Source organism: Stenotrophomonas sp. 22692 (assembly GCF_052045015.1).
GTDB lineage: Bacteria > Pseudomonadota > Gammaproteobacteria > Xanthomonadales > Xanthomonadaceae > Stenotrophomonas > Stenotrophomonas geniculata.
In genome coordinates, this window is the sequence record NZ_JBQEMR010000017.1 from 22,611 (window position 1) to 33,941 (window position 11,331).

Consider the following 11,331-nt stretch of genomic DNA (forward strand, 5'->3'; position numbering starts at 1 on the left):
TCGCGCGGGGGCTCCCATGTTCAATCGCAACGCCGGCATCATCCTGCTGATCGCCCTGGCGGCGGGCCTGGGCCTGCTGGCCGCCCAGCAGGTGTTCGCGCCGAAGCCACCGGCCAACGCCCCGGCCACCGAAGCGATCACGCTGTACCCGCAGCCGCGCGAACTGCCCGACTTCAACCTGGCCCAGTCCGACGGCACCCGCCTGATTCCGGGCGAGCTGAAGGGCCACTGGACCCTGGTGTTCCTGGGCTTCACCTTCTGCCCCGACGTCTGCCCCACCACTCTGGCCGAGCTGGCCGGCGCGCAGAACCAGTGGGAGGCCCTGCCCGACAGCCTGCGCCCGCGCGTGCTGTTCATCTCGGTCGACCCGGACCGTGACAGCGCCACACGCCTGGGCGAGTACGTGCACGGCTTCCACAAGGACACCCTGGCCGCCACCGCCGATATCCCGTCGCTGGAGCGCTTTGCCACGTCGCTGGGTTTCGTGTTCCAGAAGGTGCCGGGCAAGCACTTCGACGAGAACCCTGAGGATTACACCGTCGAGCACTCGGCCAGCCTGGCCGTGCTCGACCCGCAGGGCCGCCTTGCCGGCCTGGTGCGGCCCCCGTTCAACGCGCCGGCCATTGCCCGCGACCTGCAGAAGCTGACCGAGAAAACCGCCCCATGAGCCTCACCACCGCCCTGACGTACGCCCTGCCCCACCGCCTGCTGTCCTCGATGGCGCGTTCGCTGGCGTACTCGGACGATCCGCGCGTGTCGCGCTGGCTGATCGACACCGTCACCCGCAAGTTCAACGTCAACCTGGACGAAGCGGCCAACCCGGACCCGCGCAGCTATGCCACCTTCAACCAGTTCTTCACCCGCGCGCTGAAGCCCGGCGCACGCGTGGCCGATGCCGATCCGCGCAGCCTGGTGATGCCGGCCGACGGCCGCATCAGCCAGCTCGGAAGGATCGACGCCGGCCGCATCTTCCAGGCCAAGGGCCAGTCCTTCACTGCCGCCGAGCTGCTGGGCAGCGCCGAGGACGCCAAGCCGTTCAACGAGGGCCTGTATGCCACGGTGTACCTGTCGCCGCGCGACTACCACCGCGTGCACATGCCGTGGACCGGCACCCTGCGCGAAACCGTGCACGTGCCCGGCCGCCTGTTCAGCGTTGGCCCGGCCGCGGTGAACGGCGTGCCGCGCCTGTTCGCCCGCAACGAGCGCCTGGTCTGCCACTTCGATACCAGCTTCGGCCCGATGGTGAGCGTGATGGTCGGTGCACTGCTGGTGTCCGGCGTGGAGACCGTATGGAGCGGTGAGGAGATCCCGGCCTACGGTGACCGCATCACCCGCAAGGATTACCGCGGCCAGGGCATCCAGCTGGAGCGCTTCGCCGAGATGGCGCGCTTCAACTACGGTTCGACCGTGATCGTGCTGCTGCCGCCGGGCGTGGCCGAGTTCGCGCCGCAGCTGGGCGCCGAAAGCCCGGTGCAGCTGGGCCAGGCACTGGCGACGCTGCGCTGAGGTACATGTAGAGCCGAGCCCATGCTCGGCTGCTGGCTGCAACCGGTCATGCATTTCTGTGGGCAAAGGAAGCCGAGCATGGGCTCGGCTCTACAGCCAGAAGCGCGTTACTGCAGGGCCGGGGCTGGACCTACGTCCATGCCGTCGTAGTCTTCCACGCCCTTCTCCGCGGCCAGCGCCGCGAACTCCTGGTTGCGACGGTCCAGCGAGGCTTCGTCGTGAATCTCCACACGCTCCACATGCAGCACGTGGAACGGCGCGTCGCCTTCTTCCGGCTCCTGCTCGAACAGTTCCACGAAGGAGTAGCCCTGCGCCTGCAGATGGTCAGCCAGTACCTGCAACGGCTCAGCAGTGGAATGCACGAAGAAATACCCCCACAGCAACGGGCCGGTGATGTCCCAGTCGGTGTTTTCGCGGAGGTTGGCGAACAGGTTGCGGGTGTCTTCGAGGTCCATGCGGATTCCAGGGGTCGGGAGGATTACTTGTCGCAGCCCTGCAGCTTCAGCGTCTGGCCGTGGCGCAGGCTGTAGGCCGGGGCCTTCAGGCCGTTGGCGCGGGCCAGGGTCGGCACGTCGCACTGGAATTTCGCGGCGATGGCGCCCAGGGTCTCACCCCGGCCCACCTTGTGGCTGCGCACCGGCTTCGGCCGTGCCGGCGGGCGCGGCGTAGCTACCGGAGCGGCCGGTGTGGTCGGCACGCTGGTGGACGCGGCGGCATCGGCCACCGGCACCACGCCGCCCACGGCCACGCTGCCGGTGTAGCTGGCAGCGGTCGGACGCTTGATCGCTGCGTTCAGATCGGCGGTGATCAGCGTGCGGGCCAGATCGGCACGCGGGCCGCTGACGCAGTTGCGCTGGTACAGGCCGGCGATGCGGGTGGTGGCATTGATCAGCGTGCCGGCCGGAATCCAGCCGTCGGCTTCATAGCGCGGGTTGAGGTTGCGCAGCGCGCGCATGTAGCCATCTCGGGTACCGTGGCTGCCCAGGCAGATGGTCAGTTCGTAGATGGTAGTGGACTTGGCCAGGCGCAGCGTGGCCGGCTGCGCGCTGATCTTCGGGAATTCCACGCCGTACTGCTGCGGGTGCAGGAAGATCCAGGCGGCGGCGATCACCATCGGCACGTAGTCCTTGGTCTCGCCCGGGAACTGGTTGTAGACGCTGTCGGTCCAGAAGCTCTGGCCAGCACTCTGCTTGAACACGCGCGCGGCACGGCCTTCACCACCGTTGTAGGCGGCCACCGACATTTCCACGTTGTTGTTCAGCTCGCGTAGACGCTCGTTGAGGTAACTGGCGCTGGCCTCGGCGGCGCTGCGCGCGTCAAAGCGCGTATCGAAGCCGGTGCCGTCCGGGCCGAGGCCGAAGCGGCGACCGGTGGCCGGCATGAACTGCATCAGGCCGGCGGCGCCGGCGCGCGAGGACGCATGCACGCGGCCGTTGGACTCCTTGGCCATGATGCCGAACAGCAGCGCCTCGGGCAGGCCGCGCTTCTCCCACTCCGGCCACATCACCGCACGCAGGTTCTGGTAGTTCTCGTAGCTGGTCAGCAGCGCGGGACGCATGTCGGTCAGCCAACGGCGGATGCCGGCCTGCACGGCCGGGTTGTACTCGACCATGCTGTCGAAGGCATGCCGCTTGTCGTTGAGCAGCGCGGCGGCGCGCGCGGCCTCCGGCACGTCGGCGGTGAGCGGGCCGATATGGTCGGGGTCGGCTTCCAGGCGGTCACCGCCCTCGTCGGCCACGTCGTCGCTGGCAGCGGCATCAGCGTCGTGCTTGAGCAGGCGCTTGTAGCTGGCAAGCAGGGTGCCCATCTGGCAGCCCTTCTGCTTCACGCAGTCGTTGAGGACATCTTCCATGTCTTCCAGCGCGGCATCGGCCTCGTTGCTGCCCTTGGGGTCGGCATTGGCGACCAGCAGCAGGGCGTCGCTGTAACGCTTTTCGGCGACGGTCATGCGCTGCTGCAGCGCATCCACCTTCACCTTGTCCCGGGCCGAAACCCGCTGCGCATGGGCGTCGGGCGCCAGGGAAACCAGGCCGGCCAGGGCCAGCAGCGGCCAACCGCGGGAAATCAGGACAGGAACGGGCATTGATGGCACTGTGTGCGAAACAGGCAGGCAGAGTAGCGGCGCCGCCAAGGTCCGGGCAAGCCGACCTTCGGCCCGTCACCGCCGGCGGTTAACATTGGGCTATTCACCACAAGGGCTGGACCATGGATCCGATTCTGCTCGGCAAAGGCATTACCGACGATATTGCCGTCACCCTGCTGCCGAAACTCGGCAACCGCCACGGCCTGGTGGCCGGCGCCACCGGCACCGGCAAGACGGTCACCCTGATGACCCTGGCCGAGGGCTTCTCGCGGCTGGGCGTGCCGGTGTTCCTGGCCGATGTTAAGGGCGATGTGTCCGGCCTGGCTGTTCCCGGGACCGGTGCCGAGAACCTGCTGACGCGTGCTGCCGAGATCGGCGTGGCCGACTATGCGCCGGCCGCCAGCCCCACCATTTTCTGGGACCTGTACGGCAAGCTCGGCCATCCGGTGCGCACCACGGTCAGCGAGATGGGCCCGACCCTGCTGGCGCGCATCCTCGAGTTGAACGACACCCAGTCCGGCGTGCTCGACATCGTGTTCAAGCTGGCCGACGACCGTGGCCTGCTGCTGCTGGACATGGACGACCTGCGCGCCCTGCTCGGCCTGGTGGCCGAGGAGCGCAAGGACATATCCACCGAGTACGGCCTGGTCAGTGCGCAGTCGATCGCCGCGATCCAGCGTTCGGTGCTGCGCCTGGCGCAGGATGGTGGCGAGAATTTCTTCGGCGAACCGGCGCTTGAGCTGGCCGACATCATGCGGGTCAATCACGACGGCCGCGGCGTGATCGGCATCCTCGCCGCCGACCAGCTTGTGCTCAAGCCCAAGCTGTATTCCACCTTCCTGCTGTGGCTGCTGTCGGAGTTGTTCGAGCAGCTGCCGGAGGTGGGCGACCTGGACAAGCCGAAGCTGGTCTTCATCTTCGACGAGGCCCACCTGCTGTTCGACGACGCACCGCCGTCGCTGGTGCAGCGCATCGAGCAGGTGGTGCGCCTGATCCGCTCCAAGGGCGTGGGCGTGTATTTCTGCTCGCAGTTCCCCGACGACGTGCCGGGCAACATCCTCGGCCAACTGGGCAACCGCGTGCAGCACGCGTTGCGTGCGTTCACCCCGCGCGACCAAAAGGCGGTGAAGACCGCGGCCGAAACCTTCGTACCCAATCCGAAACTGGACGTGGTGAAGGTACTGAGCCAGCTCGGCACCGGTGAAGCGCTGGTATCCACCCTGCAGGACAAGGGTGTGCCGATGCCGGTGCAGCAGACGATGATCGCGCCGCCGCGCTGCCGGATGGGACCGATCACCGAGACCGAGCGTACCCAGGTGCGTGCCGGCAGCCCGGTCGGCAGTCGTTACGACACGGCGATCAACCGTGAATCGGCCGCCGAACTGCTGGCCCAGCGCGCGCAGAAGACGGTCGAGCAGGCGCAGGCGCCGGCCGCCCGCAGCCGCGAGCAGGACGAAGCGCAGGAAGGCGGTTTCGGCCAGGCGATCAAGGATGCGATTTTCGGCACCAAGCGCCGCCAGGGCATGATCGAGACGATGGCCAAGCAGACCACGCGCACGGTCGGCACCAAGCTGGGCAACCAGATCGTGCGTGGCCTGTTGGGCGGCATCTTCGGCGGCAAGCGCTGATTCACCGCCACTGGCGGTCAGAGCTCTTTCCACGGGAAAGGGCTCCGACCCCATCGTTCCCCTGAAAAGAAGTCTTACCGCATGTCCCGTTGGCGTCCCCCCGCAGAAAAAAGCACGGCCCTGATCACCGCCTCCGGCCACGCACGGCTGAAGGCCGAACTGGATGACCTGTGGCGGGTGCGCCGCCCCGAGGTGGTGAAGGCACTGGCCGCAGCCGCCGCAGAAGGCGATCGTTCGGAAAACGCCGAGTACACCTACCGCAAGAAGCAGCTGGGCGAGATCGACCGTCGCGTGCGCTACCTGACCAAGCGATTGGAATCGCTGCGCGTGGTCGACACCACGCCGACCGATCCGCAGGCGGTGTTTTTCGGCGCGTGGGTGGAACTGGAGAACGTGGACAGTGGCGACACCAGCCGCTATCGCATTGTCGGCCCGGACGAGACCGATGCAGGCCTGGGTTGGATCAGCATCGATTCGCCGCTGGCACGTGCGCTGCTGAAGAAGCGGCTGGATGATGAGTTCTCGGTAGAGCTGCCCGGCGGGCAGTTCACCTTTGCGGTGATCGGGGTGGAGTACGAGCCTGTGTAGCGTCGAGCATGGCTCGACTGCCTGCCCTTTGTAGAGCCGAACCCATGCTCGGCTGATGGGCAAACGCAGCCGAGCATGGGCTCGGCTCTACAACGGCAACCCCACCAGCGGCAACGGATACTGGCGACCGGCACGCAGCGGGCGGAAATAATCGGCATTGCGATAGAAGGCGGAATCCTGCACGCCATGCCAGCCGGGAATACCGGCCAATGGCAGGGGCCGCAGCTGCAGCGGATCGGTCACTGCCCTGCCCTCGGCGATGGCCGCGGTCACTGCGTCAACGCAGGCATCATCGACTTCGTCGCGCACCACCACGCACTTGCCCACCAGACGGCGTTCCGGCAGCAGCGCCTGCTCCATCAGCGCGTGCCCGAATACCGCAGCGATGGCGATATCGCCGCTCAGCCAGTGCGCTGGCTCGAACAATGCATGCCAGTCATGCCCATCCCACGCACGCATAAACGAGTCATCGCGCACGCGCACGATCACGCCGGTCTCGTCGAACTGGGTCAACGCGGCCTGCGCACGGTTGCGCTGGCCCGGCGGCATCGCCTCGATATGCCGGCACTGCTGCACATTGAGGGCCTGCTTGAGCTGCGGGTAACGGGCCCACACCAGTGCATTGAACAGGTCGTGCCAGTTGTCGGCGCGGGTGGCGATAAGCCCCTGCGCGATGCGGGCTTCGTAGTGCAGGCCGTCGGCCAGCAGCGCGGCATCCTGCTCGACCAGGTGCTTGCCGGGCAGCGTGAGGCGTGCCGCGAGCGCTGCAATGGACGGCCACTCCGGGCCTTCCAACAGATCACGAACGTCGCGCAATCCGGCAAACACCGGGTGCGCGAACACTTGCGGATCGACCGCCGCACGCGGCGGCGGCACGAAGCGGCGGACACCGCTGCCGTCACCGGCGGCGGTCGTCGCTGTGGTCACAGCATCTTGAGATCGAATGCCGGGCGGGTAGCGGCCGGCAGCGCGTCACCGTACAGGTCGTGCTCGTCGCTCTCGGTGATTTCCACGTCGACGAATTCACCCACGCGCAGCGGCACCTGGTCGGCATTCTGGATGTGCACCAGGCCATCGATCTCCGGGGCATCGGCCTTTGAGCGGGCCACGGCGATATCGCCTTCGATGGCGTCGACCAGGCACTGCTGCACGGTGCCGATTTTGGCTTCCAGGCGCGCAGCGGAAATCTGCGCCTGCTTTTCCATGAAACGGGCCAGCCGCTCCTGCTTCACTTCCTCCGGTACCGCATCGGGCAGGTCGTTGGCGGTGGCGCCTTCCACTGGCGAATAGGCGAACGCACCGACGCGGTCCAGCTGCGCTTCGTCGAGGAACGACAGCAGCTCTTCGAACTCGGCCTCGGTCTCGCCCGGGAAGCCAACGATGAAGGTCGAACGCACGGTGATGTCCGGGGCGATACGGCGCCAGTTCTGTACGCGCTCCAGGGTCTTCTCGACCGCGCCGGGGCGCTTCATCAGGCGCAGGATGCGCGGGCTGGCATGCTGGAACGGAATGTCCAGGTACGGCAGGATGCGGTTCTCGGCCATCAGCGGCACCACCTCGTCCACGTGCGGGTACGGGTAGACGTAGTGCATGCGCACCCACGCATCCAGCTCGGACAGGCCTTCGCACAGCGCCTTCAGGCGGGTCTGGTAGGCCTTGTTGCGCCACATCTTCTCGGCGTACTTCACGTCCACGCCATAGGCCGAGGTGTCCTGCGAAACCACCAGCAGCTCGCGCACGCCGCCCCGCACCAGGCGCTCGGCTTCGCGCAGCACCTCATCCACCGGGCGCGAGACCAGCTTGCCGCGCATCGACGGGATGATGCAGAAGCTGCACTTGTGGTTGCAGCCCTCGGAAATCTTCAGGTAGGCGTAGTGGCGCGGGGTCAGCTTGATGCCGTAGTCGGGCACCAGGTCCACGAACGGATCGTGCTTGGGCGGCAGCGCTTCATGCACCGCTTCCATCACGCTCTGGTAGTCCTGCGGGCCGGACACCGCCAGCACGTTGGGGTACGCCTCGCGGATCTGCTCCGGGCGCTTGCCCAGGCAGCCGGTGACGATGACCTTGCCGTTCTGGTTCATCGCCTCGCCGATCGCGTCCAGCGATTCGGTCACTGCCGAATCGATGAAACCGCAGGTGTTGACCACCACCACGTCGGCCGAATCGTAGGACGGCACGATGTCGTAGCCTTCCGAGCGGAGCTGGGTAAGGATGCGTTCGGAATCGACAAGGGCCTTCGGGCAGCCAAGGCTGACGAAGCCGACTTTGGGGTTCAGCTGGGACATGGAATCGCGGGACTCTGGGGGCCTGGGCCCCTGCCGCCGTGGCAGGGGTTCCTGGGGGCCGGGGCCTGAAAGGGCGCCAGTATACCGGGGTTGGCGGCCGCGCTCTGAATGGCCAGCCGCCCGATCCCGCACAGCCGCTGACATCGCGCTAACCCACGCTGCACCGACAATGCCGTTCTGTTCCCCACAACGAGATGGAAACGATGGCCGAGTGGATCACCCTGGATACGCATCACGGCCCGGTACGGGCCTGGCAGGCCCTGCCGGAGGGCACCCCGCGTGGCGGGCTGGTGGTGGTGCAGGAAATTTTCGGCGCCAACCCGCACATCCGCGGCGTAGCGGAGCGCTTCGCGGCCGAAGGCTACGCGGTGCTGGCGCCGTCGTTCTTCGACCTGGTCGACGGTGCAGAAGCCGATCCGGATGCCCTGCCCTATGACGCCGAAGGCGTGAAGCAGGGCCTGGAACGGGTGACCGCACTGGGCATGGAGAAGGCGCTGGAGGTCGTGCGTGCAGCCGCCACCCGGCTGGCGCCCCAAGGCAAGGTCGGCACGGTGGGCTACTGCTGGGGCGGCACGGTGGCGATGCTGTCGGCCCTGCGCCTGGGCCTGCCCTCGGTCAGCTATTACGGTGCGCGCAATGTCCAGTTCCTGGATGAGACGCCCAAGGCCCCGGTGATCTTCCACTTCGGCGCCCAGGACAAGAGCATCCCGCCGGAGGCGGTCCAGGCCCATCGCGAGAAGCTGCCGCAGATGGCCACCTTCGTCTATCCGGCCGACCACGCCTTCAACCGGGAGGTCGGACATGCGTATGATCCAGACAGCGCCACCCTGGCGCTGCAACGCACCCTGGACTTCTTCTCGGAGCATCTTGGATGAGCGATTTCGAACTCGATTCACGCCTGGCCACCGATAGCGTGCTGGTGGCCGAAGGACCGTTGTCGCAAGTGCGGCTGATGAACGACGAACGATTCCCCTGGCTGGTGCTGGTACCGCGCTTGGCCGGGGTGACCGAGTGGATCGAGCTGGACGGCGAGCAGCAGGACAAGCTGCGCACCGAGCTCAACCGCGCCTGCAAGGCCCTGAAGGGCACCGACGGGGTGGAGAAGATCAATATCGGTGCGCTGGGCAACATCGTGCGCCAGCTGCATTTCCATGTGATCGGCCGCCATGACGGCGACCCCGCGTGGCCGGGCCCGGTCTGGGGCAGCGGCCCCGCGCACCGCTACGAGCCGGGTGCGCTGGACCAGCATGTCGCCTACTGGAAGGAACGGCTAGGATATCCAGCCCAGTCCTGAGCGTTTGCCGACCCGATGCGATTCAACCTCGTTGCCGCCGTCCTGCTGATCCTGATCGGCCTGTTCATGCTCGCCAGCAACCTGGGCTGGACGCACCTGAACCTGTCCAAGCTGCTGCTGACCTGGTGGCCGGTGGCATTGGTGGGTGTCGGCATCGCGATGCTGTTCGGTCGCGGGAAATAAAGAAGGCGGCGCATTGCGCCGCCTTCCTTCATGTAGAGCCGAGCCATGCTCGGCTTCACAAATCGCCTGCAATCTTCAGGTCCGCGGCAGCGTCACGCCGGTCTGGCCCTGGTACTTGCCGCCACGATCGCGGTACGACGTCTCGCAGATGTCGTCGGCGGCCGCCTGGAAGAACAGCATCTGCGCTACGCCTTCATTGGCGTAGATGCGCGCCGGCAGCGGCGTGGTGTTGCTGAATTCCAGGGTCACGTGCCCTTCCCATTCCGGTTCCAGCGGGGTCACGTTGACGATGATGCCGCAGCGCGCGTAGGTGCTCTTGCCCAGGCACACCACCAGGGTGTCGCGCGGGATGCGGAAGTACTCCACGGTGCGCGCCAGCGCGAAGCTGTTGGGCGGGATGATGCATTCATCGCCGACGATATCGACGAAGCTGCCCGGATCGAAGTGCTTGGGATCGACGATGGTCGAGTTGATGTTGGTGAACACCTTGAACTCGCGCGAGCAGCGCACGTCGTAGCCGTAGCTGGAGGTGCCATAGCTGACGATGCGCTCGCCGTTGGCCTGCTTGACCTGCCCGGCCTCGAACGGCTCGATCATGCCGTGCTGCTCGGACATGCGGCGGATCCAACGGTCACTCTTGATGCTCATGCTTTGTCCTGGGGTACGAGGGGGCGCGAGGATTCTAGCAGGGGGCCGGGCGTCGCCGGCGGCCCCTGCCCGGGCACTTACAGCAGCGACGACAGGATCGGGATCGAGGCACGCGGACGCTTGCCAACCTCCTCGATCAGGCGCTGCGCGGCATGGCGGTAGGCCTGGGCCGGGACCGAATCCGGCTGGGCCACGGTGATCGGGGTACCGGAATCGCCCTGCTCGCGGATGCCGATCTGCAGCGGCAGCGAACCGAGCAACGGCACGCCGTACTGCGCGGCCATGCGCTCGCCGCCGCCCTCGCCGAACAGGTGCTCGACATGCCCGCAGCTGCTGCAGGTATGCACCGCCATGTTCTCGACGATGCCCAGCACCGGCACCTCGACCTTCTCGAACATCTTCAGCGCCTTCTTCGCGTCCAGCGTGGCGATGTCCTGTGGCGTGGTGACGATCACCGCACCGGCCAGCGGGATCTTCTGGGTCAGGGTCAGCTGGATGTCGCCGGTGCCCGGCGGCAGGTCGATCAGCAGGTAGTCCAGGTCGTCCCACAAGGTGTCGTTGAACAGCTGGGTCATCGCCGAGGTGGCCATCGGCCCACGCCAGATCATCGGCGTGTCCTCTTCGATCAGGTAGCCGATCGACATGGTGTCGACGCCGAACGCACGCAGCGGCTCGATGCTCTTGTTGTCCGGGCTTTCCGGACGGCCGGACAGGCCCAGCATGGCCGGCACGCTGGGGCCATAGATGTCGGCGTCGAGCACGCCCACGCGCGCGCCGAGCTGCTGCAGCGCCACGGCCAGATTGACCGCGGTGGTCGACTTGCCGACGCCGCCCTTGCCCGAACCAACCGCGATCACATTGCGGATGCGGGCATGCGGCGTGAGTCCCTTCTGGACCTGGCTTGCATGGGGACGGCGGGGAGAACTGTTCACAACGAGCACCGGCGGGGTCAGGGGGAATAACCGAGCATCATACAAGCTGGACGTAACCTGACTGAAATTCAGGATTGCTACAGATTCGTGCACAGATTGTTAAGTTCATGTTACGTTCGACCCGCACTGTTTTGGGCTGCGGAGCTGGCATTTCCAGCCCGCGCGATGGCGCATGCGCAGTGCC

13 protein-coding genes are annotated in these 11,331 nt (G+C 66.7%); 7 read left to right on the forward strand and 6 right to left on the reverse strand.

Annotated elements, in window-relative coordinates:
* The first annotated feature begins 16 nt into the window (after nt 1–16).
* Together ACTJJM_RS13420 and asd are read left to right on the forward strand one after the other, a co-directional pair.
* Nucleotides 17–667 carry an SCO family protein gene (locus ACTJJM_RS13420; RefSeq protein ID WP_010483041.1) on the forward strand — a complete coding sequence of 217 codons (651 nt, stop codon included), beginning with the start codon at nt 17–19 and terminating at the stop codon, nt 665–667.
* Nucleotides 664–1,506, forward strand: coding sequence for an archaetidylserine decarboxylase (gene asd / locus ACTJJM_RS13425; RefSeq protein WP_010483039.1), 843 nt, complete (start codon nt 664–666; stop codon nt 1,504–1,506). Before ACTJJM_RS13420 ends, asd begins: the two co-directional genes overlap by 4 nt.
* 107 nt (nt 1,507–1,613) lie before the next feature.
* Here asd and ACTJJM_RS13430 read toward each other — a convergent pair whose 3' ends face one another.
* Entirely contained in the window at nt 1,614–1,961 is a 348-nt protein-coding gene (locus tag ACTJJM_RS13430; protein WP_010483037.1) for a ribonuclease E inhibitor RraB, read from the reverse strand.
* A gap of 23 nt (nt 1,962–1,984) precedes the next feature.
* Nucleotides 1,985–3,589 (reverse strand): transglycosylase SLT domain-containing protein, encoded by a 1,605-nt coding sequence (locus ACTJJM_RS13435; RefSeq protein ID WP_099560512.1) that lies wholly within the window; start codon nt 3,587–3,589, stop codon nt 1,985–1,987.
* Between the two features lie 122 nt (nt 3,590–3,711).
* Here ACTJJM_RS13435 and ACTJJM_RS13440 point away from each other — a divergent pair, with 122 nt between their 5' ends.
* The gene (locus tag ACTJJM_RS13440) at nt 3,712–5,217 is read left to right on the forward strand and encodes a helicase HerA-like domain-containing protein (protein WP_010483034.1); all 1,506 of its coding nucleotides are present in this window, start codon (nt 3,712–3,714) and stop codon (nt 5,215–5,217) included.
* An 81-nt stretch (nt 5,218–5,298) separates the two neighbouring features.
* The gene (gene greB, locus ACTJJM_RS13445) at nt 5,299–5,805 is read left to right on the forward strand and encodes a transcription elongation factor GreB (protein ID WP_019336668.1); all 507 of its coding nucleotides are present in this window, start codon (nt 5,299–5,301) and stop codon (nt 5,803–5,805) included.
* 87 nt (nt 5,806–5,892) lie between these two features.
* On the opposite strand, the gene ACTJJM_RS13450 is transcribed toward greB, so the two are convergent.
* The gene (locus tag ACTJJM_RS13450; protein WP_049454960.1) at nt 5,893–6,732 is read right to left on the reverse strand and encodes a DUF3025 domain-containing protein; all 840 of its coding nucleotides are present in this window, start codon (nt 6,730–6,732) and stop codon (nt 5,893–5,895) included.
* The gene (gene rimO, locus ACTJJM_RS13455; protein ID WP_012480900.1) at nt 6,729–8,090 is read right to left on the reverse strand and encodes a 30S ribosomal protein S12 methylthiotransferase RimO; all 1,362 of its coding nucleotides are present in this window, start codon (nt 8,088–8,090) and stop codon (nt 6,729–6,731) included. The genes ACTJJM_RS13450 and rimO overlap by 4 nt, the downstream gene beginning before the upstream one ends.
* A gap of 203 nt (nt 8,091–8,293) precedes the next feature.
* Between rimO and ACTJJM_RS13460 the strand changes: the two genes are divergently transcribed.
* From ACTJJM_RS13460 to ACTJJM_RS13470, 3 genes are read left to right on the forward strand one after another with little or no spacing between them, the layout of a single operon-like run.
* Entirely contained in the window at nt 8,294–8,965 is a 672-nt protein-coding gene (locus tag ACTJJM_RS13460; protein WP_019338605.1) for a dienelactone hydrolase family protein, read from the forward strand.
* Nucleotides 8,962–9,384 (forward strand): HIT domain-containing protein, encoded by a 423-nt coding sequence (locus ACTJJM_RS13465; RefSeq protein ID WP_440865760.1) that lies wholly within the window; start codon nt 8,962–8,964, stop codon nt 9,382–9,384. Before ACTJJM_RS13460 ends, ACTJJM_RS13465 begins: the two co-directional genes overlap by 4 nt.
* Nucleotides 9,385–9,399: 15 nt before the next feature.
* Nucleotides 9,400–9,567, forward strand: coding sequence for a LiaI-LiaF-like domain-containing protein (locus ACTJJM_RS13470; RefSeq protein WP_005418011.1), 168 nt, complete (start codon nt 9,400–9,402; stop codon nt 9,565–9,567).
* A gap of 75 nt (nt 9,568–9,642) precedes the next feature.
* Here ACTJJM_RS13470 and dcd read toward each other — a convergent pair whose 3' ends face one another.
* Together dcd and apbC are read right to left on the reverse strand one after the other, a co-directional pair.
* On the reverse strand, nt 9,643–10,215 hold the full coding sequence (gene dcd / locus ACTJJM_RS13475) for a dCTP deaminase (RefSeq protein ID WP_010483020.1): 573 nt from the start codon (nt 10,213–10,215) through the stop codon (nt 9,643–9,645).
* 77 nt (nt 10,216–10,292) lie between these two features.
* Entirely contained in the window at nt 10,293–11,147 is an 855-nt protein-coding gene (apbC, locus tag ACTJJM_RS13480) for an iron-sulfur cluster carrier protein ApbC (RefSeq protein ID WP_026347084.1), read from the reverse strand.
* Nucleotides 11,148–11,331: the final 184 nt, after the last annotated feature.